This is a genomic window from Methylacidiphilum caldifontis (genome assembly GCF_017310505.1).
Taxonomy (GTDB): Bacteria; Verrucomicrobiota; Verrucomicrobiia; order Methylacidiphilales; family Methylacidiphilaceae; genus Methylacidiphilum; species Methylacidiphilum caldifontis.
In genome coordinates this window covers 2,220,593-2,243,629 of record NZ_CP065957.1, presented here as the reverse complement: position 1 = coordinate 2,243,629, position 23,037 = coordinate 2,220,593, and the positions used below count along the sequence as shown (strand labels likewise).

General features: G+C 41.6%; 22 protein-coding genes and 1 pseudogene. 5 read left to right on the top strand and 18 right to left on the bottom strand.

Going from position 1 to position 23,037, the window contains the following annotated elements:
- Positions 1-36: 36 nt before the first annotated feature.
- The 14 genes from ftsA to IT6_RS10295 all read right to left on the bottom strand — a co-directional run bounded on the left by ftsA (position 37) and on the right by IT6_RS10295 (position 16,306).
- Positions 37-1,269: a cell division protein FtsA gene (ftsA, locus tag IT6_RS10360; protein WP_206826626.1), complete on the bottom strand. Its 1,233-nt coding sequence runs from the start codon at positions 1,267-1,269 to the stop codon at positions 37-39.
- A gap of 21 nt (positions 1,270-1,290) precedes the next feature.
- Positions 1,291-2,163 carry a cell division protein FtsQ/DivIB gene (locus tag IT6_RS10355; protein WP_242524235.1) on the bottom strand — a complete coding sequence of 291 codons (873 nt, stop codon included), beginning with the start codon at positions 2,161-2,163 and terminating at the stop codon, positions 1,291-1,293.
- A gap of 40 nt (positions 2,164-2,203) precedes the next feature.
- Positions 2,204-3,115, bottom strand: coding sequence for a D-alanine--D-alanine ligase (locus IT6_RS10350; RefSeq protein ID WP_242524234.1), 912 nt, complete (start codon positions 3,113-3,115; stop codon positions 2,204-2,206).
- Positions 3,112-5,394, bottom strand: coding sequence for a UDP-N-acetylmuramate--L-alanine ligase (gene murC / locus IT6_RS10345; RefSeq protein WP_206826624.1), 2,283 nt, complete (start codon positions 5,392-5,394; stop codon positions 3,112-3,114). Before murC ends, IT6_RS10350 begins: the two co-directional genes overlap by 4 nt.
- Entirely contained in the window at positions 5,364-6,482 is a 1,119-nt protein-coding gene (murG, locus tag IT6_RS10340; protein ID WP_206826622.1) for an undecaprenyldiphospho-muramoylpentapeptide beta-N-acetylglucosaminyltransferase, read from the bottom strand. The genes murC and murG overlap by 31 nt, the downstream gene beginning before the upstream one ends.
- A gap of 5 nt (positions 6,483-6,487) precedes the next feature.
- On the bottom strand, positions 6,488-7,675 hold the full coding sequence (locus IT6_RS10335; RefSeq protein WP_134439469.1) for an FtsW/RodA/SpoVE family cell cycle protein: 1,188 nt from the start codon (positions 7,673-7,675) through the stop codon (positions 6,488-6,490).
- A gap of 8 nt (positions 7,676-7,683) precedes the next feature.
- Positions 7,684-8,373 (bottom strand): LysM peptidoglycan-binding domain-containing protein, encoded by a 690-nt coding sequence (locus IT6_RS10330; protein ID WP_206826620.1) that lies wholly within the window; start codon positions 8,371-8,373, stop codon positions 7,684-7,686.
- Positions 8,374-8,416: 43 nt separating this feature from the next.
- Positions 8,417-9,517 (bottom strand): phospho-N-acetylmuramoyl-pentapeptide-transferase, encoded by a 1,101-nt coding sequence (gene mraY / locus IT6_RS10325; protein WP_134439467.1) that lies wholly within the window; start codon positions 9,515-9,517, stop codon positions 8,417-8,419.
- An 11-nt stretch (positions 9,518-9,528) separates the two neighbouring features.
- Complete coding sequence (locus tag IT6_RS10320) at positions 9,529-10,908, bottom strand: UDP-N-acetylmuramoyl-tripeptide--D-alanyl-D-alanine ligase (RefSeq protein WP_206826610.1); 1,380 nt, start codon at positions 10,906-10,908, stop codon at positions 9,529-9,531.
- Positions 10,889-12,394, bottom strand: a complete 1,506-nt coding sequence (locus IT6_RS10315; RefSeq protein ID WP_206826608.1) for a UDP-N-acetylmuramoyl-L-alanyl-D-glutamate--2,6-diaminopimelate ligase — start codon at positions 12,392-12,394, stop codon at positions 10,889-10,891. The genes IT6_RS10320 and IT6_RS10315 overlap by 20 nt, the downstream gene beginning before the upstream one ends.
- A 272-nt stretch (positions 12,395-12,666) precedes the next feature.
- Entirely contained in the window at positions 12,667-14,478 is a 1,812-nt protein-coding gene (locus IT6_RS10310) for a peptidoglycan D,D-transpeptidase FtsI family protein (protein WP_206826600.1), read from the bottom strand.
- Positions 14,471-14,812: a hypothetical protein gene (locus IT6_RS10305; protein ID WP_242524233.1), complete on the bottom strand. Its 342-nt coding sequence runs from the start codon at positions 14,810-14,812 to the stop codon at positions 14,471-14,473. Before IT6_RS10305 ends, IT6_RS10310 begins: the two co-directional genes overlap by 8 nt.
- Positions 14,813-14,848: 36 nt before the next feature.
- Entirely contained in the window at positions 14,849-15,799 is a 951-nt protein-coding gene (gene rsmH, locus IT6_RS10300; RefSeq protein ID WP_134439463.1) for a 16S rRNA (cytosine(1402)-N(4))-methyltransferase RsmH, read from the bottom strand.
- Between the two features lie 69 nt (positions 15,800-15,868).
- Positions 15,869-16,306 carry a division/cell wall cluster transcriptional repressor MraZ gene (locus tag IT6_RS10295; RefSeq protein WP_134439462.1) on the bottom strand — a complete coding sequence of 146 codons (438 nt, stop codon included), beginning with the start codon at positions 16,304-16,306 and terminating at the stop codon, positions 15,869-15,871.
- Positions 16,307-16,547: 241 nt separating this feature from the next.
- Between IT6_RS10295 and IT6_RS10290 the strand changes: the two genes are divergently transcribed.
- On the top strand, positions 16,548-17,237 hold the full coding sequence (locus IT6_RS10290; RefSeq protein ID WP_134439461.1) for an acyltransferase: 690 nt from the start codon (positions 16,548-16,550) through the stop codon (positions 17,235-17,237).
- An 88-nt stretch (positions 17,238-17,325) separates the two neighbouring features.
- Here IT6_RS10290 and tnpA read toward each other — a convergent pair.
- Positions 17,326-17,804 (bottom strand): annotated as a pseudogene (gene tnpA, locus IT6_RS10285) (IS200/IS605 family transposase).
- Between tnpA and IT6_RS10280 the strand changes: the two are divergent.
- From IT6_RS10280 to IT6_RS10270, 3 genes are all read left to right on the top strand, one after another.
- Positions 17,728-18,069 carry a transposase gene (locus tag IT6_RS10280; protein WP_206826598.1) on the top strand — a complete coding sequence of 114 codons (342 nt, stop codon included), beginning with the start codon at positions 17,728-17,730 and terminating at the stop codon, positions 18,067-18,069. The pseudogene tnpA and the gene IT6_RS10280 overlap by 77 nt on opposite strands.
- Entirely contained in the window at positions 18,039-18,488 is a 450-nt protein-coding gene (locus IT6_RS10275; protein WP_206826597.1) for a hypothetical protein, read from the top strand. The genes IT6_RS10280 and IT6_RS10275 overlap by 31 nt, the downstream gene beginning before the upstream one ends.
- A gap of 141 nt (positions 18,489-18,629) precedes the next feature.
- Positions 18,630-18,800, top strand: a complete 171-nt coding sequence (locus tag IT6_RS10270; protein WP_206825610.1) for a hypothetical protein — start codon at positions 18,630-18,632, stop codon at positions 18,798-18,800.
- 52 nt (positions 18,801-18,852) lie between these two features.
- Here the strand turns inward: IT6_RS10270 and IT6_RS10265 are convergent, their stop codons facing one another.
- The 3 genes from IT6_RS10265 to IT6_RS10255 are packed head-to-tail and all read right to left on the bottom strand — an operon-like array spanning position 18,853 to position 21,753.
- Positions 18,853-19,857: a VWA domain-containing protein gene (locus IT6_RS10265; RefSeq protein WP_206826594.1), complete on the bottom strand. Its 1,005-nt coding sequence runs from the start codon at positions 19,855-19,857 to the stop codon at positions 18,853-18,855.
- Positions 19,858-19,877: 20 nt separating this feature from the next.
- Positions 19,878-20,792 (bottom strand): DUF58 domain-containing protein, encoded by a 915-nt coding sequence (locus IT6_RS10260; RefSeq protein ID WP_206826592.1) that lies wholly within the window; start codon positions 20,790-20,792, stop codon positions 19,878-19,880.
- The gene (locus tag IT6_RS10255) at positions 20,767-21,753 is read right to left on the bottom strand and encodes an AAA family ATPase (protein ID WP_206826590.1); all 987 of its coding nucleotides are present in this window, start codon (positions 21,751-21,753) and stop codon (positions 20,767-20,769) included. The genes IT6_RS10260 and IT6_RS10255 overlap by 26 nt, the downstream gene beginning before the upstream one ends.
- Positions 21,754-21,974: 221 nt before the next feature.
- Between IT6_RS10255 and IT6_RS10250 the strand changes: the two genes are divergently transcribed.
- Positions 21,975-23,030, top strand: coding sequence for a COX15/CtaA family protein (locus tag IT6_RS10250; RefSeq protein WP_206826588.1), 1,056 nt, complete (start codon positions 21,975-21,977; stop codon positions 23,028-23,030).
- Positions 23,031-23,037 lie beyond the last annotated feature (7 nt).

Here is a 23,037-nt window from a genome sequence, read left to right as displayed (position 1 = left end):
GCTTTGTCAACAACTATAAAGGAATTGTGAATGAACTCAAAAATTTAATTTTCCTAGTATTTTCATTAATGAAGATCTCATTTTATCTAACGGTCCTGTTTTGATATTCTCTAGTTCGAATACTCGAGCATATCTCAGAAGGCCTAGAACCGTATAAAGGTCTGGTCTGTGCAAGTAGGATTGATCTCCTTCAAAATGAAGCGGTTCTGCAACCTTAACAGGATGACCAAAAATCTCTTGGGCTATCTCTTCTATTCCCTCAATCATGCATCCTCCGCCTGTGAGATAGATATCGCCAGTAAAATGAGGCCAAAAGGATTGATTTTCTAGGTCTTCCTTAATAATTTCGAAGATCTCCAGCTGCCTAGCTTTCAATATTTTTACAATGCTATGATAGGGAACCAATTTCTCTTCAGTAAGTGATTGTCCACTGAGAGAAACCCTTTTTTTAAGATGTTCTTTATCAGAGCGAAAGGATCCAAAATGTCTTTTTATCTCTTCAGCTTGGGGAAAAGGTATCCTTAAAGCCAAAGCGAGGTCATTGGTGAGATGATCTTGTCCTACACCAATAACTCCTGAATGGACAATGATCCCCTTGTGATAGACAATATAATCTGAAAGACCAGCTCCAAGATCAATGACGATAGCGCCTCGAATTTTTTGGTCGCGAGTTAAAACAGCTAGGGCTGTAGCAAAAATGCTCAAACAGTAATGACGAATATCAATAGAAAGTTCTTTAACACAGCGGATAGTCGTTTGCAAACGGGTCGCTATGCCTGAAATTAAATGATATTCAGCGGCCAACTTTTTGGAAAAAAGACCAATTGGATTTTCTGTAACGGTTCCATCATCAAGATAATAAGCCTTCAATAGGTCGTGTAAAAGAATTTGCCCAGTGGGTAGACTTTGTTGTCTGACAAGATTACGAAGTTCGTTCAAATGCTTTTGATCAATCCGGTCACCCTCTTCTCCAAGGCCAATAACGACTTTTGAATTAAACGACCGAATATGAGCACCACTAACGGCTAAATAAACTTCCTCAATCTCAACATTCGTTTTGGATTCGGCTACTACAAGGGCATCTTGAATCGATTTTTGGGCTAACTCAAAGTCTACAATTTCTCCCTTTCTCACATTGAGAGAAGGAGCTTCAGCAATCCCTAAAAGGTAAAGTTGGCCTTCATTTCTCAGTTCGGCCACTGAACAGGCAATTTTACTCGTACCGATCTCCAACCCAACAAGAATTGGCCACTCTTTTTTCCAAAACATTATTTTTCCAATCGATAAAAATTATTGAAAAATTACAGGCACATTCTGATCGGGTGTCAAATCAACCATAGAAATTTTTCGTCCATGACTTTGAGAAAAAGAATAAATTTTTTGGAGCCTATTCACCTGATCATTCAAATGGTTGATTCGAAATGTCAATCTTACACCATCTCTTGTCAGCAAACCAATAGAAAAAGGTCTTGATACATCAATGGTCTGCGGTTCAAAAACAAAGTGCAAAGAAGAGTTTTCCAAGATATGAAGAAGATTAATCGCTGCGGTAACCTCAGGCTCTTCAATCCTTTTTTTGGCTTCTACAACTTTTAAAGGTATCCCTACCATTTCGGGTAAAGAAAGAATATCCTCCCTATTTTCAGTTAAAAAAGGATATCCTTTTTCATCCAGACAATACTTTTTATTCAGTTTAGTTTTAAGTGCAAGTCTGACCAGGGGTTTCCTTTCCCAAACACGAATAAAAATTCGATCAGGAAGCTGTCTGCGGATAACTACCTTATCCACTTCTTGAAGTGAGCACAGTTTTGAATAAACATCTTTCAATGAGATATCAAAAATATTATCTCCAATATGCAATTTTGAAGCACTTATAATTTCTTCCTTGGCGATACGACCTGACCCAATTTCCTCAATATCTACTTTTTTAAGCACATACCCATAATGCACTAACCACTGGCTTTTGAGATAAACCCAGCCTTCAACCCCTAAAGCCGTAACAATACCTAGAATGATCAAAAATAAAAGGGAGCCCACCAAAATCCTGATCTTGTCTTTTCTTTTTGCATCCGTTTTCAAAGCTTCGGGATCTAAAACTTCCATTGTAGCTTTTTTAAGCCGATTCTTTTTTTTCTTTTTTCCCTTTTTTATCAGTTTCATCATCTTTTTTTCCTTGTAAATGGTCGCTCAACAAAAGTACAACTCAACGAGTTTTCCACTTAAAATAAGAAATCTCGACGATCTTTTCGCAAAGTTGAGCAAAGGGTATTCCAGAAGCTTTTGCCGCCATGGGGAATAAACTGGTTTCGGTCATTCCCGGTATGGTGTTGATTTCCAGGACCCAAGGAATTCCATTTTCAGCCAAGATAATATCCACCCTTCCATAGACAGAGCATCCTAATACATGAAAAGCATCAAGAGCTGTTTTTTGTACCGCAGCAGTTTGATCTGCGGATAATGGAGCAGGACAAAAATATGCAGAAGCTCCTTTGGTGTATTTATGATGATAGTCATAAAAGCCTTCTTTAGGTCTAATTTCAACAATGGGAAGAGCCTTGTCATCCAAGATCCCCACAGTTAACTCCTTGCCTTTTACAAGTGCTTCAGCAATAACAATATGATCATATTGACTCGATTTTTTAATCGCTAAACCCAACTCATTAATATCATAAACAAACTCTATACCGATACTTGAACCTTGCCTTGAAGGTTTAATGACGTATGGGGGATCAAAAGGGATCTTTTCCTTTTCCCCAACGACGCAAAAGGGAGGTGTAGGGATTCCCCCTTGCACAAATAAGATCTTACTCCAAGCTTTATCAAATGCTTTTTCACTTGAAGCAGCATCGCTTCCTGTAAAAGGGATTCCCCACCGCATTAAAAGCCTCTGTATCTGTCCATCTTCTCCAAATGAGCCATGAATACATAAAAAACAGAACTCTGTACCCTTTGGAATTTCAAACTTTTCATCGGTCACATCAACAGAACTCACCTCATAGCCCAAAGAAGAAAGCGCATCTTCCACGGCTTTGGCGGTTTTAAGGGATATTTCCCTTTCTTCTGAAGGCCCTCCTTTCAAAACAGTGATATGTTTGGGTAAAGCTGGATTCATCATTCTTCTCCTAAAATCACCACTTCAGTTTCCAAGGCTATCCCTCTTTTTTCAAGTGCCACCTTTTTGATCAAAGCAATAAGTTCTAAAATATCTTTTGCCGTAGCCCCTCCATCATTGACAATAAAATTACCATGCTCATCGGAAACTCGTGCTTTACCGATGGATAGATTTTTTAACCCAAGCTCATCGATCAATTTCCCTGCAGGAATCTCCTTAGGATTTTTGAAGATGCATCCCGCACTGGATCCTGCTGGCTGGCTTTCTACACGCTTTGCAGAAAATTCCTTTAATTCTTTTGCAATGGTCTCCTTGTCCATGGGCTTGGCTATAAGCTCAGCTGAAAGAGCGATATGAGTTTCAAAAAAAGGCACTTTTCGGTAAAAAACCTCTAGATCCTTCCGGTCAATTTCTCCCCTATTCCCTTCCATATCCATAAACCTTATCCTTTTAACGACATCCATGGTTGATCCTCCCATGGCTCCTGCATTCATCCTTAAAGCCCCCCCTAAACTACCCGGAATTCCTTCAAGGAAAGAAAGTCCACCCAGTCCACGGTTTTTTGCTTCATAGACAATTGTTCTTAGCTTAGCCCCACTGCCTGCATGGATCGAATCATCTACAAACCTAATCTCACAGAAATGAGGATGACTCAACTGAATGCAGAGCCCCTTAATACCTCCATCACGCACAAGAAGATTTGTTCCTCTTCCAATCCAAACAACAGGAAGCTTTTGCTCATTGGCAAACCTTAAAAGTGTAGCAAGGTCCTCTTCGGTTGCTGGTTCAGCCCAAATTTCTGCAGGTCCACCTACTCTCAAGGTTGTATGCCTACTCAAAGGCTCATTCATCACTACTTTTGTTTCAACCGACACTCTAGTTTTAAGCTCATCAATCATACGCAGATACCTCGCTAGTTTTTCCGAAGTTTTATAAATATCTCCTGCACCCAGGGATATGATCGTATCTCCAGGTTGAATAACCGATAGTGTCCTACGGGCAGTTCGTTCCAAATCTTTTTCAAAAAAAACTGCAGGATGTCCTCCTTCTTTTATTGCCTTTGCCAACAACTCTCCATCAACCCCATTTGAGGACTCACCGGCTCCAAATATTTCCGTAACGACGACGACATCGGCATCATTAAAAGCATGGGTAAAAAGAGGGATCAATTTTTTTACCCGGCTGTAGCGGTGGGGCTGAAATAAAGCCACTGTTCTCTTTCCCCTACCTTTTGCGGATCTCAATGTCGCTTTTATCTCTGTGGGATGATGGGCATAATCATCGACAACTTCATAATCTTGCCCTTTGTATTTTATTTCAAATCGTCTTTTAATTCCTCGAAAACGAGTAAGACAACGAGATGCAGAAAGCGGAGAAACCCCAATGGTAGTGGTTAGCGATAAGGCAGCAATAGCGTTTTGAACATTTTGAATTCCAGGTATCTGCAGTCTAATATCACATAACTTACTCTCAGCTCTATACAGAGGATAACCTAGAAAGTCTACTTGGGAACCCACCCAGAAATCCGAACCTTTTTCTTTTAAACTATAGCCCAAAGCCTTTTTATCTCCTTGATTAATAACCGTCCTACAGTGAGGGTCATCTTGATTGAATATCACCGTGTCCTTGGTCCGGGCTACCATTTCTTTAAAAGTCAAAAGAATAGAGTCGATATTCGAATAATAATTGAGATGCTCTTCTTCTATATTCAACACAATCAGATAGTGGGGGGAAAAATAAAGAAAGCTGCCATCACTCTCATCACCTTCAATAACCATATATTCTCCCTGGCCTAAATAGGCACTTCCCCCAGGAGAAAGAGTTTCCGCTCCGACGTAATAGGAGGGATCCAGGCCACATTCTCTTAGAATCCATGCGATCATCCCTGAGGTTGTACTTTTGCCATGCATCCCGGTGACCAAAATGACTTTTTTATCCAAAGCAAGAAGAGAAAGAAGGAAAGCTCGCCTAACAAGGTGTATTCCCTGTTCAAGGCAAGCCCTATATTCAGGGTTATCTGGAGGAATAGCTGAAGAAAAACAGACTAAATCTGCTGATATCACATGGCCGTGGTCATGATAAGGGTAAAACTTCATCCCCAACTCCATCAGCTGTTTTACTTTCTCGGTTGGTTCGCAGTCTGATCCACTAACACGGTAACCTTTGGCAAGCAACAATGTAGCCAAAGGAGCCATTCCACTTCCACAGACTCCCAGCAAATGAATCTTCGATTCTTTGTTTTTTAAAATATTTAAAATGACTTCGTTCTTTGGGAAAGACATCGTTCGACTATCTCCACTATCTTATCGGTTGAGTCCGCTTTAAACATCTGCTGAGCGATTGTACCCATCTTTTTAGCCAACTGGCTATCGTCTAAAATCTGACTTAGGGTGTCCAAGAGAAGCTCAGGGCTTACCTTCGACTCTTCGAAAAGAAACGCCGCCTTTGCCTTTTGAAAAATCTGTGCATTTTTCATCTGATGATCGTTGGCCGCATAAGGATAAGGAATAAGGATGCTCGGTAACCCGTAAGCACAGATCTCCGTCAAAGTCGTTGCCCCAGCCCGACTTATCACCAGATCCGCTGAACTATAATAGACTGCCATTCTATGTGAAAAGGATTCTACAAGAGCTTTATAACCAAGATCGTTATAAATTCTCAAGCATTCATCGTAATCTTTTGGCCCGGTAAGATGAATAAATTGAAGTTGGTCTTTGCGTTTGACCATGTAAGGCAGGGTTTCAACAACAAGCCGATTTATACCCTGAGCCCCTTGACTACCTCCGAAAATAAAAATAGTCTTGAGGAGCGGATCAAAACCGATACTCCGACAAGCTTCTTCCCTGCTTTTTCTGATAGTGAGTTCCCTGCGTAAAGGAATGCCTGTAAATATTTTTTTACCCGGTGAAATATCGATTTCACATTCTTTCATACCTAACAGAACATATTGGGCAAATCGGCTGAAAAGCTTTGTTACAAGTCCTGCTGTAGCATTGGCTTCATGGAGAATTAAAGGGATCTTTTTCTTCAAACCCAAAAAAAGAGGCAGCGCACTAATAAAACCTCCAAAAGCTAAAACTAAATCCGGCTTAAAATTCAAAAAAAGACAACGACATGTTTTATACCCTTGGAATAGTTTTAAAGAAAATGAAAAAATATCTTTTGAAAAAAATCCTGGCCATCCAACCACCGGCAAAGACCGCCAGTCCAGGTTGTTTTTGTTTTTTATGGCTTCTCTGTCCACCTGTTTTTCTGAAAGAACCAGCAAGGGTTTATGTCCTCTTTCCATCAGTTTTTCAGCAACAGCTATACCAGGAAAGAGATGGCCTCCTGTTCCTCCACAGGGGATTAAAATATTACATCCTTTCATTATTTTTATAGGTTGATTGAACGCTGGGCTCCTTTTTGTTCAATGGAGATACGAAATTCAGGAGAGCGCTGACGCTGAATATTCAAAAGAATGCCTACTGAAATAAGGCAAAAAAGGAGATTCGAACCCCCATAGCTTATAAAAGGCAAAGGGAAACCTTTGTTGGGAAGCAATCCCGTTACAACCCCCAAATTAAATAGAGTTTGCATCCCTATCAATAAGCTCAGGGATGTACCGACCATCAGCCCTTCTTTGTCAGGGGCAAATAAAGAAATCCAACCCGCTGTCAAAACAAAACCGAGATACAAACCCACAATAAAAAGGGTGGCTAAAAGCCCTAGCTCTTCTCCAATAATAGGAAAAATGAAATCGGTCGTTGACTCAGGTAAATAAAACATTTTCTGACGGCTATTGCCTAATCCCAGGCCAGTTAATCCGCCCGAACCCAAGGCGATGAGCGACTGCCATTGTTGGTAAGCTTTACCTTCTATATCTTGACCCATGTCTAAAAAAGCCATAAGCCTTGATCTTCTTTCAGGCATCAGCAAACCCACAGCAAGAACAAGAAGGATACCTGATCCTAAAGTGGGTAAAATAAACTTCAAAGCAAAGCCATCTAAATAAAGATAGAGGACATAAAGTAAAAAGTAGAGAAGGCTATGGCCTAAATCCCCAGAAATCATTAAAAGAGCGATAAAAAGGCCGACGATTAAAAAGGTGATAAGTTTGGGCGAAGTATACAGTAAATCCCTCCCTTTTTTCTTTTTCAACATTTGGGCTAGAAACAGCGAGAGAAAAATCTTTGTAAACTCTGAAGGTTCGACACTAAATCCACCGATCGAAATCCAGCGAGACGAACCGTGAACTTTATGCCCAATCCCAGGCACGAAACAGAGCAAGAAAAGAAAAAAACCACAGCTTAAAAGAAAAAAAGAATGCTCAACCAGTCTATGGTAATCAATGAAGCTAAATATAAAACAGAATATCAACCCTACAAAGACCCAGAGAAACTGCCGAAACATTAAACTGCTCGCCAAACTTTCCTTACCCAGTACGAATTTTCCAGAAACACTAAATAGTGCAATGATGCCTATTGAAAGCAAAGTTAATGTTAATCCCAAAAGTAAAAGACTGGAAAATTGACTAAATTTTTTTGTTTTTTGGTTGAAAGGATCTAAATCTAATCGGTGCATTGAATATTTCAATTCTGTTTTGGAAAACTTTCCGAAGGACTAGGATTCGATGAAGGGAGTTGTTCTTTTTGGACATCTTTTGGATAAGGAATGATCAACTCCTGTCCTATCTTTAACTTAGTTGGATCCTTTATCCCATTAGCCTCAACAATTTCCTTAACGGAAAGATGAAACCGCTGGGCAATCTTCCAAAGACTATCTCCTTGCCTAACCGTATATACTCTTTTTCCTTCGACTTCTTTAAGGAGAGTAGAAAGCTCAGCTTCTTGGTTCTCTTTTAGGGGAATGATTAATTTTTGTCCTGGGACCAGTGAAGGACCCAGATTAGGGTTATATGTTTTGATTTCAAAAACACTCACTCTATAATGCCTTGCTATGCTCTGCAAGGTCTCTCCTTGTTTGACAACATGCTGGGTTGTATGTAAAGAAGAATCTTCTTGGGATTGTTCTTTTTTCTGTTCCTGTTCTTTCTGATTCTCCTGCTCTTCCTTGGAGATCACCTTCTGTTGAGAGGGGGGAATAAAATTATTGGATGGGAAAACGTTCTTCTGAATTAAAACTTTTCCCTTGGAATGAAGTAAAGAGTAGATTGAAACCGAACCAATGATAAGCAACTGAAGCCCTAAGAGGAAGATTAAAATAACAATCACTCTCAGTCCAAAGGAAGGCTTTTGAGGAGCTGACTTCTTTTCTTCCATATGTTTTTAACCAATCATTATACACCCAATTAAGAACTAAAGCCTACCTGATTTTTAGACTGGAGAGGGCGAGCAAACCAAAGAGCAAACTCAGTATCCAGAACCGGACAGTTACTGCAGTTTCACTCCATCCTTTTAACTCAAAATGATGATGAAGAGGAGCCATCGCAAAAAGCCGCTTTCCCGTTAGCTTGAACGAAGCCACTTGCAAAATGACCGATGCCGCTTCAATAACAAATATTCCACCGGCAATGACCAGTAGAAGTTCTTGACCAATAATAATGGCCACAACTCCCAGCGCACTACCAATAGCAAGAGAGCCTGTGTCACCCATAAAAACAGCTGCCGGATAACAATTATACCATAGGAAACCCATGCAAGCACCAATCAAGGCTGAACAAAAGATAGCTAACTCACCAACCCCTTTTATATAGGGAAGAAAAAGATAACCACTCATATCCGCTCTGCCCGAAATATATGAAAAGACAGCATAGACAAAAGCAACGCCTATCGTACATCCAGTAGCCAAGCCATCCAATCCATCAGTCAGATTAACGGCATTAGAGCTACCCATAACAACAATGATAAAAAAAGGAAGAGCCATCCAGCCTATCTCTAGGGGTTGTGCTTCTTTAAGAAAAGGGATAGTCAGTTTTTGAGCTAGCCTACAAGTTTCTGGATCTGAAAACAATACGATTCCCACAACCGCTCCCACAACTGCCTGCGCCAAAAGTTTAATTTTTCCAGAAATCCCATAGTGTTTTTTCTGCACCACTTTTTTAAAATCATCCAGAAAACCTACCCCTCCCATAAAAAGCATACTGAGAAGGGCTAACCAAAAAAACTTATTCGTAGGAATAACCCAAAGCAGGCAACTTATGGTAACGGCCAAAAGTATGAGTAATCCACCCATCGTTGGCGTTCCCGATTTGGTTCCATGAAGTGCGGCAAGATCTCTCACCACCTCTTTGCCTCGAATCGGCTGACCCGCTTTTAATTTTCTTAAAAGGCTGATCATAGGTTTTCCTAATAGCCAACAGAGGACTAGCGAAGTTATGGCCGCTCCCATAGCCCTAAGGGTTATGTATTTGAAAACATTCAATATGCCCAGATAACTTGAATAATAATGAAGATAGTAAAGCATTGATTTTAAAGCTAAAGACAAAGAACCTTTTCGACAATCCTGTCAAGTTTTAAAAATCTTGAACCTTTCACAAGAAGGGTAACCCTTCCGTTTAAAAGTTTACGCAAACAATAATAAGCTTCTTCTATATCTTCTGCTCCAAAAATACAATCTGTCGGGAAAGAAGAGCTTTGAAACCCCTCCAACATATCTTTCCAATTAGGACCAATCAAAATCACTGACCAAAGAGGCAGTCCTCCAGCAAACGATCCGATCATGGAATGAAATGCGCTCGATTTTGATCCTAACTCACCCATGGATCCCATTATAGCGATCTTTTTTGAAGGAAAAGGAAATTCAATCAGCGCCCTTAAGGCACTTAACATCGATTCGGGATTTGCATTATAGCTGTCGTCGATTAAAAATCCATTTTTAATAGGATGAACAGTCAGCCGACCCGCAGGAAAGTATGTTTTTCGAAGACCGGCTGCTATTTCTTCAGAAGAAAGGCAAGATAAAAACCCAACCGCTGCAGCAAAAAGAGAATTTTTTGCCATTTCTCTAGAAACGGTGGGCAGAAAAACTTCAAATTTTTCTTTATGCCGGCAAATACCGTATCGAATTCCCCTTTCCGTCATCTCTAAGCGGTCAAGCCAACAAACTGAATTTTGCTGGTTTCCTACCCATATAACCTGTCCAACACTGCGAGTATGTAGTCGCTTTGACCAATAATCATCATCACTTAGAATCGCCACGCCCTTTGCTGACACAAAACTAAGCAGATCGGTCTTTTCTTTGGCTAGGGTGTCAACCGAACCAAAATTGCCTACATGGGCACTGCCAATATTCGTTATTATAACGATATCAGGTGCAGCCAATTGAGCTAAAACTCCAATTTCTCCCGGATGATTTGTTCCTAATTCAAAAACCCCATATTCGGTTGTTTTATCCATCCGTAAAAGAGAAAGAGGCAAACCTATCTGATTGTTGAAATTCCCAGACGTACAAACCGTTTTGTATTTTTGACTTAAAACGCTACTGACCATTTCCTTAGTGCTTGTTTTGCCGCTACTGCCTGTAATGGCTACGATCTTAGCCTTAAGTTCTTTTCTATAAAATCGGGCAAGCCGTTGTAAGGCCTCTAAGCTATCCCTAACCCTAATGACCGGAATAGATAGAGAGGCCGAAGAACGGGGTTCTCGATCAACCACCACGGCAACTGCCCCCTTTTGTACCGCATCAGCGACAAAATCCATGCCATCGAAATTTCTTCCCCTTAAGGCTATAAAACAATCACCCGTTTTTAGCGTTCTAGAGTCAGTAGAGATATCTGAAACCAATACCGGAGTTTTAGCCCCAACAATTTCTCCATCAACCCACTTCGCAATTTCCTCAATCGAGAGCAACTCCATATTCGGATCTTTCCTTTAAAAGCTTTTCGACCACAAGCCTGTCACTAAAAGGATAAAACACTCCTGCTATTTCTTGATAACTCTCATGTCCCTTACCCGCAACACAAACAATGTCCTTCGAGTTGGCCATTATTATCGCTTTTCTAATCGCCTCCTCACGATCAACAATCCAATGCACTTTTTTAGATACTTCAACCCCCGGCCTCATGTCATCAAAAATCTGCTCTGGGGATTCACTTCGGGGATTATCAGAAGTAAAAAGAACAATATCAGCAAGATCAGAAGCAACTTTGGCCATCTTTGGTCTTTTTGTTCTATCCCTATCCCCTCCACAACCAACCACTAGAATAATTCGGCTAGGCTGGAAACTTCTTAGTGTATGTAACAATTTACTCAGAGCATCTTCGCTATGGGCATAATCTATAATAGCTAAAAGACCATCTTTAGAATAATACCTTTCCATTCTGCCAGGAACCCCAGGAAAAGATTCCAAAAGGCTAATCGAGCGTTCTAGAGGAAAACCTAGCAAAAGCGTAGCTCCTAAAGCAAGCAATGTGTTTTCCACATTGAAATAACCCAAAAGAGAACTTCTGGCTTTGAAGATCTTTCCTGCCCATTCTAAGTTAAAAGTCGTTGAAAATCTGTCACAAAGAATAGAACTGGCTTTAAGAGTGGCTTCTTTTCTTCCCTCCGCGCTGACAGTAATCATTTCTTTCTTTCCTCTTAACTTTTCAGCAAACAGCCCCCATCGCGGATCATCAACATTAATCACTACCGCTCCTGTATTTCTTTGCCCACCTTGAATATAAGAAACGAAATTTTCTTTGCTTCTCTGGTATTGCTCCATGGTACGATGATAATCGAGATGATCCTGGCTAAGGTTGGTATAAATACCCACTTGAAAATTTGTCCCCTCAATCCTGCCTTGATCTATGGCATGACTGGAAACCTCCATTACCCCAGCTCCACAGCCCGCTTGAACCATCTGGTATAATAAATATTGAAGATCACTTCCTTCCGGGCTTGTGCGGTTAGAGCTAACACAACTCTGCGTTGTATCATAAAAAACCGTTCCTATAATACCCGATTTCATCCCTTGTTTTTCTAAAAGATACCGGATCAGAAAGGAAGTGGTCGTTTTCCCATTCGTTCCGGTTACACCCACAAGTGCTAAACGGTCAGAAGGCTTACCATAGTATTCAGATGCCACTTTACCAAGGACTCTTCGAGGGTCTCTGACCTTTACGAAGGTAACCGAACGATGAGTATACTCCGGGGGAATTTCTGAACAGACAATTACTTGGGCTTTTTTTTTGATTGCCTCTCCTATATAAAGATGACCATCCGTTTTCTCTCCTTTCCAGGCAAAAAACATGGCCCCTGCTGAAACTTTTCTAGAATCATAACACAGCGAGGAGATCTCAACCTCGCTGTTTCCTATGATTTCAAGCGGATCAAAAGAAGATAACAACTGAGTGAGTTTCACACTAAAAAGTTAACCTTTTTCAATTACATTGGGTAAAGTTCAAAAGGACACAACAGGAAGCTTACCTTACCCTTATTTCCCTTGAGAAAATAACCGAGCAATCCCTTGAATATGGTAAAAGACAGCTTCTGTTTTTCTTTTAAGTAGAAGAACAACAATACAACAAAGATGCAAGACTAATCTTTGGATTTTGCTCATAATCGATTGGCTCATGGAGAGAGGATAAAAATCTGAATCGGTTCTCCGTTTTAGAAAGGCTAATTTAAGCCATATTATTTGTTTTTTTCTATTCGAATAGCCTGTGCAGGAACACATTGAGGGGTTAAATTGAGTGCTTGAGCAATATCAGAAGCAATTACACTAAATGCCGGAGCAGCTACTGAAGCCGCATAGTACTGAGAACCATGAGGTTCATCAACCATAATCATAAGAACAAACTCCGGATCTTCGGCAGGAAGAAAACCGATAAATGAAGAAATATATTTGCCTTTTATATAATTTCCATGAATAGCTTTTTGAGCCGTTCCCGTCTTGCCCGCAACGGTAAAACCCGTGACCGCCGCTTTGGCACCTGTCCCTTTTGGTGAGATGACTGAAACAAGTGCGGAAGTAGCCAACTTTGCCGTCCTGTCAGAAACCACTCTTCTGACGATATTCGGAGAAAAGCTTTGAATAATTTTACCTTGTTGATCCCTGATTTCCTTAACGATCATAGGCTTGATTAAATAACCATGATTGGCTATAGCAGCCATCGCTCGAACCATCTGGATGGGAGTAACCGCAATTTCTTGCCCTATTGGTATTCTCGTTATAGAAAGTTTTGACCATAATCGCGGTGGATAAAGTATGCCCGAAGATTCACCCTGTCCTGACAACATACCGCTCTGTTCACCAAAACCAAAGGCTCTGGCATAGCGATAAAGTCGATTCTCCCCCAGCTCCAATCCCATTTTTGCAAAACCAATATTGCTCGATTTCATGACGATTTCTCTCACGCTAAGGATCCCATAAGGATGGCTATCATGAAGAATTTTTCCTCCATAGAAAAAAGCCCCGTTTTCACAGTTGATGTAGCTATCATCCAAACTAAAGAGCTTTTCTTCAAGGACAGCCGATAGAGTAACTATTTTAAAAATTGAGCCAGGCTCAACAGGATCGGTCAGGCTCTTATTTCGGGTAGAAGCTATAGCCCATTCTTGTCTTTTATTGGGATCAAAAGAAGGCCTTTGAGCCATGGCTAGAATTTCGCCCGTTTTGGGATTCATAACCACGGCCACGATGCCATTGGGGGAAAATTCTTTTTCAACCCTATCAATGCCCTCTTCGACTATATGTTGGATCACGCTATCCAGTGTTAAGATGATGTTAAGCCCATCGATCGGTTTGACTTCTAAGCCTCTATAAGCAGCAATTTCTTTGCCAAAAACATCTTTTTCTATCCATCTTTCTCCCGGGGTTCCTTGCAAAAAAGAATTCAAAGCTTTTTCAATGCCCGATGCTCCTTTGCCATTTTCGTCAAGATATCCGATCAGTTGTGCAGCTTCCCTTCCACAGGGATAAATCCGGCTATATTCTTCTTCAAATGTTAAAAAATTTTGTGCAGGTAGCCTTTTTTTCTTCCATTCCCTTAGTTTTCCTTTTTGAAATTCTTCAAGTGATTGCATCTTTTCTTCTTGGATCCCCTTCGCCAAGAGATAAGCCCTATCCATGCGCCGGAAATTCTGCAAAAGGGAATCTTCCTTCAGGCCAAGAATCCGTTCGAGCTGTTTTATTGTAACTGTTGGCTCCTGGACATTCATCCCATCCAACCTGACCCTATAAGTCAAAAAACTCTGGGCTAAGGGAACATTTTTACAATCCAAGATCTGTCCTCTTTTTGCCGGCAACATTTTGCGTACACTATGAATAGTGGTCGCCATACTCATAAACTTTTCATGATTAATGAGCTGAATATAAATGAGTCGTAAAGAAATAACCGTAAACCCTAAACCTAGCAGCACAAATACAATTAATGCCCTAACTCTAGGATTATCCTTTTGTGGATTTTTTTTTGTTCGTGGAGGTTGCAGAAAAACGCTATTCATTCCCAGCGAAAAAATCGAGCGTAGGCGACTCTTCCATCACAATCACTTCTAGTTCCGACATTTTCACTAACCCTATTTTCCACTCTTTCAATCTGTTTTCCAACTCCTGTGGAGAACTTCCCTTTGCAAGCATAGCTTCTAATCGATTGTTTTTCCTTTTTATGTCAGCAAGTTCTTCTTCTTGAAGTTTCATTTCTTCAGAAAGACGAAGAATCCTGTTCTTTAAATAAAGGAACTCCACCCCCGCTATCATCATTATTAATAGCACCAATATCCAAATAAACAGCATGGATAACTTGATCGATTCTTGATCTTTAATCCGGTTTTTCATCATTTCTTCTCCTTTTTTAATCTGCTTATTATTTCCCTCCTAAGTCGATTTCCCTTGCGAAATTATTTTCCAACCAATGCGTAATCGCGCACTTCTTGACCGGGGATTTCTTTTGCTTTCTTCTGAAGAAACAAGAATTTTCTCGATTTTGTAAAAGAACATTTCTTGACTTTGCTTTTCTTCCCCCTGCCCTCTCCGGTGCTTCGGCACACAATGACTACGCAAAAATTCTTTAACGATGCGGTCTTCGGTTGAATGAAAGCTAATAATCGCTATTCTTCCCCCACCTTTCAAAAGTCTTGTGCCTTCTAGAAGCCCTCTTTCAAGATGTTCAAGTTCTTCATTAACTGCGATTCGCAAAGCCAAAAAGGGTTTTGTTGCCGCATGACTACCCTTTTTTTTGAACAGATGAGCTTTTTTGATCACTTCTAAAAAATCTCCAACTTTTTGAATAAGCTTTGTTGAACGCAAACCAACAAGTCCGGTTGCCAGTTTCCTACTTTCCTTGCTGTTGCAAACCACAGAAAAAAGTTTGATCAACTCTTCTTCAGTTAGATTGTTTAACAAAACCGCAGCCGTCTTTTCGCTCTGCTGATTCATCCTCATATCCAGAGGGGCTTCAGGATGATGAAAACTAAAGCCCCTCTTTGGGTCTTTTAATTGGCCAAGCGAAACACCTAGATCTAACAGAATTCCATCGACATCTTTCCAACCTATTTGAAAACAAGCTTCCGCCATTTCCGAAAAATTTTTTCGGAAAAAATAAAATTGCTCTCTTTTTTCTTTCAAAAGTTCTGCCCTTTTTTGCGCCTCTTCATCCCAATCCAAGGCCAAAACTTTGCAGCCTCTTTCCAGTAAAGCCATCGCATGTCCACCATAGCCAAACGTTCCATCAATCCACCGCTCATCCCTTTGCGGTGAACAATATTCTAAAAATTCCCTCAACATTACTGGGATATGGGACTGCATTTCTTCCGTATTTCTGGTCATTACCTTTTTTTCTTCTCATTGCTTTTTTTCTAAAAAAGATTCATCAGTTCATTTGCTCTCTATTTGTATCTATAATCCCATGCTTTCAATGGCCTCCTCAAAGGAGGTCACTTTCAATGCAGTTTCTTTCCATTTTTTCTGGTCCCAAATTTCAAAATGATCTAAACGTCCCACAAGAACTGCTTCTTTGCCAACTTGAGCATGTTTTCTTAATCTTTCTTTGATAGAAATTCTTCCCTGCTGATCCCAACAAACAGTTTGGGAAAGTTGGGCAAGAAGCTCTAATTGCATCCGGATTGGATCCTGTAACTTTACAGTTTCAATCTTCTGCCGTATTTCTTCCATCCAACTCTCAGGATAAACCTTTAAGTGGTTAAACTTAGATGGAAATACAAATAGGCGGCTATCATAACCTTCCTGTCTCCATTCAGAAGGGACGGTTATCCTGCCTTTCTCATCAAAGGCATGTTCAAAAATATCTGTGTAAGTCGCCCATTTTTTGCCCATGGAATCATTTTACTCCACTTTTCTCTATTCTGTTCCATTTTTCCCCACTCCTATTTAATACTAAAATCAAAGGGTTGTCATTAAAAATCTATTATTTTTGTTTTTTCAATCAGTTCTCTAAGTTGTTCTTTTTTAATGATTTTTTTCTTAGGGTAGGGAAATTCAAAACCGGGATTAGTATCGAGCTAAGTCTAAAAGAAAAATCTTTAAAGAACTGCTTTGTTCATTCATCATATCCTTTATGGAAGACCATTCTCTTTCTCTTTTTCATCCCCGATGTTTTTTTGATCTTTCACAAACTTCACATCCACGATTATTCGAAGATGCTGAAAACGCTTGGCTTATCATCGCAAGAATCAAAGACTATCTTGAAGAAATTCTTGTTCCTGGCATTCAAGGTGAAGTTTCGAAGAACAGTTACATTGGCCCGAAAGTCTTTATAGGTAAAGGAACACGCATTTATCCCGGCGCAATGATTGAAGGTCCAGCATGGATTGGGGAAAACTGCCAAATACGCACGGGCTGTTTTATTAGACAAAATGTCATTGTTGAAGAGGGCTCTGTTCTTGGTAATTCTTCTGAGCTCAAAAACTCCTTTCTTTTTAAGCACTGCCAGGTGCCTCATTTCAATTATGTTGGAGACTCGATCTTGGGCGGCCATGTTCATCTGGGAGCAGGAGTCATTTTATCGAACCTAAAACTCAACGGAACCGAGGTCAAAATCAAGTTCGATGGGAAAATTTATTCGACTGGTTTAAGAAAATTCGGAGCAATTCTTGGAGATGAAACCCAAATTGGTTGCAATGCCGTGCTTAATCCAGGATCGATGCTTGGAAAGAAAACTCTGATTTTTCCAGGAGTTATTTGGCATGGTGTCCTTCTAGAGGAGGGAAAAGTTATAAAATATAAGCAAGAGCTAGAAATTCTTTGAGCTACCCGAGCCTACGCCGCAGTGCTCCACCAATAATCGCGCGGCGATTGAGGTGGTGATGAAGCGGCGCTATCGTCCGTCAGGGCGATCAGTCCGGCCTATTTTGTCCCTCGATGTATTGTTTTAGGACTGCAAGCGGGGCGCAACCCACGGTGATGATGCAGTAGCTGTGGCTCCAGAAGAGAGGCTTTTGGCAATAGAACTTCCGCAGATGCTTGGAGAACTCCTTGCGGATCAGCCTGGAAGTGACGGTCTTGAGGTTGTTGACCAGAGCGGAGGGCGCGGTTTTTGGTGTCAGCTCCAACAGGAAATGGACATGATCGGCCTCTCCATTGAATTCCAGAAATTCTCCGCCCCACTTGGCCACGGTGCTGCGGGTAATCTCTTCCAGCCGTTCCAGCATGGAGGCGGTGATGCACTTGCGGCGGTACTTGGTGACAAGAACCAAATGGTATTGAAGTTTGAAAACACAGTAGTATAGACCTATCGATTGTATCCCACCCTGCGCCAGATCAAGACGCTGGAGTGGTTGCGCTGGGTGCATTGCCTGCTGTGGAACACGGCGATGGATGAACGCCGCAGGGGCTGGATTCAGCAGCAAAAATCCCTGTCTTTCTTCGATCAGTGCAAAGCATTGACCGACTGGCTGGCCCAATCGCCCTTGCTTCGGTCGGTCAACGCCCAATCCGAACAGCTGACGTTAAAGCGCCTGGATCTAGCCTTCCGGCACTTCTTCGGCCGGGTGAAGAACGGTGAGGAGCCGGGGTTTCCCCGCTTCAAGCCGCTGCATCGTTTCAAAGGATGGGGTTACAAGACCCACGGAGATGGCTAGCGCTTGCTTGCCGGTCCTGGGATGAAACACGGCAAGTTGCGCCTCTCTGGCGTTGGCGAGCTGCGCATCCGAGGCAAGGCCCGGAGGGTTGGCGCACCCAAAACCTGCGAGATTCTGCACCGCCGCGGCACATGGTACGCCTCGGTTACGGTGGAGTGCGAGCCCGAGAGATTACATGGGGAACGGATCGGTGGCCTGGATTGGGGTGTGGAAACGTTCGCCACACTGGCCACGCCGGAAGGGGTGGAGCGGATCGAAAATCCCCGGCATTTGCAGCGCTCTCTAGAACGAATCGGCGCCGTACAAAATCGCATCTGCCGCAAGGAGAAAGCGGTGAAAAAGGCCAGCGGCAAGATGAAAGGCTTTCCCCTCTCCAACCGTCTGAGGAAGGAATACGCCCTTTTGGGCAGGTTGCATGAAAAGGTGCCGCAGGCGGCATGCTCCATCAGATGCTCAGGTACAAAGCGCAAGAGGCTGGTGGCTGGGCGATGGAGGCGGATAGCCGCAAGCATAAGCCCAGCCAGCGCTGACAGCTGTGCGGCAGGCTGCAGAAAAAGCCCTTGTCGCAGCGCTGGCATGATTGTCCTTGTGGCGCATCTTGTTCAGGTGATGAGAACGCCGCCAAGCTGCTTTTGAGCTGGGTCATGAAACAGATTGGTGGCCGGGAACCGGCCAAGGCGTTGAGGGAGGTAAGACCGGCAAGCCTTCGAGGCAACCCGGCACTCCCGTAGAAGCGCGAAACTCACGCTATACCATCAGGTTGGCGGGAGTAGTTCATATCTTTTATGTCCTTTTTGAAAAGATAAAGGCTAACAACCAAAAAAAAAGCCCAATTGCTAAAAACCCGGCAAAAAGCTCTTCTTTCTTGGTCACCACTACGGGCTCAAAAGGGAGCTTTTTCTGGGCATCAATAGCCTGAAAAGCCGAAACAATCGCATTGCTATCAGTGGCCCTGAAATATTCTCCACCCGTCAGTTGAGCTATCTTACGTAAAAGTTCTTCATCGACTTCAGAAACCACGGTTTGACTGCCGATCTTTCTCCTTTCTTCGTCCATTACAGGCATCATTACCTCTCCATTGATCCCTGCACCAATGGTAAAAATAGGAACAGAAGCATTGGCAGCCAATTGTGCAGCCTCCAGTGGGGTAAGATTTCCGCAGTTATTGGCCCCATCTGTCAACAGGATCAAAAAAGAACCGATTTTTTTTCTCCCTTCTAATTCCCGCTTTCCTTCAAGCCGACTTAAAGCCAAGCCCAAGGCATCCCCAATAGCCGTGCCATCTTCGATAGTCCCCGCCTGCAATTGATCAATTTTGCGCTTCAACCAACTATGATCAAAAGTTAATGGACAAACCGTGTAAGCTCTTCCCGCAAAAGCAATCAAGCCAATCCGATCAGTTGTTCTTTTATCTAAAAAAGTCTTAACGACTTCCAAAACAATGTCCAACCGGCTAACCATCTTTTGATCAATTTCATAGTCTTCGGCAAGCATGCTACCGGAAATATCAAGCACAAGCATGATATCATATCCCTCTTTTCTTAGAGGAACTTTGCCCTTTTCCTCTTGGGGTCTTGCCAGTGCAATGATAAAGAACACAAAAGCTATGTAAATAAAGAGCAGAGAAAGCCTATCGGTTATTCTTTGGTTTCTCTTAACCATCCATTCATAAGCAAAGGGGAATAAAAAGGGCTGCTGAACCCTTCGCTTTCGTAAAAGACTGATTGCAGGGACAAGCAGGAGTAACAAAAAGAAGTAGGGATAGGCAAAGGATAGATGACCAACCATTTTTTTTAAAAGCAAAACCTTTAAGCGAGCGATCTCTCAATAAAAAATTGCATAAATTTGGGAAAAATCGGGGTCCCTAACATAAAGGAACACCGGGAAAACCTTTTGGGAAACAAACTTTTCCAATAATTCTCTTTTTCTAACCTCCATTTTTGTTGTCTTTTTTGGGTATCCAAATTAGCCGTATCCACTTTAACGACCTTTCCAGCTACTGGATCGTAGGCTAAGAACCTCTCCTTTTCAGGTAATGCATATTCCCACGGATCTTCTACCCGAAAACCTATAATTTCAAACCGTTCAGAGAGGGCGATCCAATCCCTGGATATAGGACGTCGCGGGAAGTCTCCAAGCCAAAAAACAACCGAGTTTCGTGGCAGTGTTCGGTATAAAAAAGACCACGGAATTTCAGTCGATTTGATCGGCCATAATGAAGGAGGATCGAGAGAAAATAATTTGACCATACTCGATAAAATTTTTTTCTTTCCCTTCATCGGAGGCATAAAAAAATAGCCTCCCGGGAACACATGAACAATGGAAAGCCGATGTGAAAATCCCGTTGCTAGAATCGAGAGATAACCGGCGATTTCCATTATCGCATCTCTTTTAGTGAGGCTACCCGAACCAAACAACAGCGAAGGACTATCTTCTACAACAAGGGTTAAAATCAGTTCCCGTTCTTCGACAAATTTTTTCCTGTAAAGAGCACCTAGCCTAGCCGTTACATTCCAGTCAATATCCCTTATGTCATCTCCAAATTCATACGCAACGACCTGATCAAATTCTTTCCCTTTTCCTTTAAATACAGATCGATATTCTCCCAAAAAAAGATGCGTAGAGGATTTTTTGACTTTCCATTCAATGCGACGCAAAAGCCTCGCCGCTTCTTTGATCTTCTCTTTCGAAAAAACATTATGATCTGCTGATTTCTCCGACATTTTCGGTAGGAATAGAAGTATTTTTAAGGATTTCTTCCAATATATTTTCTACGGTTTTGCCTTCGGCTTCAGACTCATAACTCAAGCCCACACGGTGTCTCAAACAATCAATATAGACTTCTTGAATAAATTGGGGGCTTAGGAAATCCGATCCTCTAATCCAAGCAAGAGCACGACTCGCTTGAAAAAGGGCTAAAGAAGCCCTGGGAGAAGCACCGTAACTGAGTTTTTGGATTCCATCAGCATGAATCCCTACAATTTCTCGAGTTTCCCTGACCAAAGCAAGGATATAATATTCGGCAATGGGGCTGACAAAAATCTTGTCGATTTCTTTTCGAAGTTCCTGAATTTCCTCTGGAGAAGAAACAGGACTAATTTGTGGTTCTTCGGTCAGTTTTCCCCATAGTCTCAGCATTTTTCTTTCTTCTTCCTCTGAGGGATAATTGATGATGAGTTTAAATAAAAATCGATCCGATTGCGCTTCAGGCAAAGGATAGGTCCCTTCCTGTTCGATTGGATTTTGAGTTGCCATAACAAGAAAGGGATCAGGAAGCCTATGCGATGTCCCCCCAATGGTTACCTGTTTTTCCTGCATGGCCTCAAGTAAAGCACTTTGCACTTTAGCCGGTGCCCTATTTATTTCATCGGCCAATACCAGGTTGGCAAAAATAGGTCCAAGATGAGGCGAAAAACGACCTTCTTTAGGTTGAAAGATCATCGTTCCTACCACATCACTCGGTAGGAGATCCGGAGTAAATTGAATCCGCTCGAATTTTAGACCTACAGCTTTAGCTATCGTTTTAACAAGAAGCGTTTTTGCTAAGCCCGGCATACCTTCGATCAAAATATGCCCCCCCGTAAGCAAACCAATTAAGAGCCGTTCAATAATGACTTCCTGCCCAATGACCGCCTTTTTAATTTCCGACGATACTCTTTCAGCCCACTCTTGTCCTCTTGTCATACAATTCATCTAACTTAACGGACAATCCCTTTACAATCAAAAGAGTTTTATAACCCAGTCTGTAAAAATTGGTGTATAGTTAATCCAATCGGACTCTTACTTTTTCTAGGAAGTCTAACTTAAAAAGACTATAGTAAAATAAGAGTCTTAATTAAGAAAAGTTCCGTCAAAAAAATTAATGAAATCAACCTCTTTCTAGAGCATTAAATCATTATAAAAGGATGGGAAATGTGAAAAAGAGTAGTGTAAACATCTTTTCAGCGATTCTTACTTTTTTTGTACTTTTACTCATAGCGGTTGGAGCTATGGTTACGACCACCAACTCCGGAATGGCTGTGCCTGATTGGCCAACAACTTTTGGCTATAACATGTTTAGTTTTCCCTTTTCACGTTGGATTGGAGGAGTTTTTTATGAACATAGCCATAGGCTTGTGGCTTCAGCCGTTGGGTTGATGACGATCGTTCTATTTTTGTTGATCTTATTTAAAGAAAAAAGAATGTGGCTTAAAACAGCAGGAACTGCGGCTCTTCTGCTTGTTGTTTTGCAAGGAGTATTAGGGGGGCTAAGAGTGGTATGGATGAAAGATCAGATTGGAATTATTCATGCTGCTCTTGCCCAAGGTTTTTTAGTCCTTATAGGCCTCATATGGTTAGCGACCTCTAGATTTTGGATTCTCGATAACCTCGATGAGCCTTCTTACAAAGCCCATAACAACAAAACAGTACCCCTTTTATTTTTAATCCTTTCAGTGGTTATATATATCCAGCTTCTGCTTGGAGCGGCTATGCGCCATGCCCATCTTGGTCTTTCGATCACCGATTTCCCGCTAGCTTATGGACAAATTTTTCCCCATATCACCGCTGAAGAACTTTCAAAGATAAATACAAAAAGGGAGGCTATAGGACTGCCCCCGACTACTCTTGTCCAGATTCATCTGCAACTGGCACATCGATTTAGCGCATTAATCATTTTTCTACTCGGCCTCTTTTTGTTTTTCTCCATTAAAAAAAGGGAAAAAAAGGATACCATTTTCTTTATAACCCGATTATTACTTCTCCTTGTTGGCTTGCAAATTGCATTGGGTGCTTTTGTAATCTGGAGTGGAAAAGAAAATTTCATTACGACTACGCACGTGGTAGTTGGAGCTCTTATATTGCTGTTATCCTCCCTTGCGACAACTTTGCTTTATAGGAAAGAATGGCTTTTAAAAGCCAAGCAAAAAGAGTTAGAAATACCGTTCTATCCTTCTTCTCCTTATTCAAACCCGAAGAACTGACAAGGAA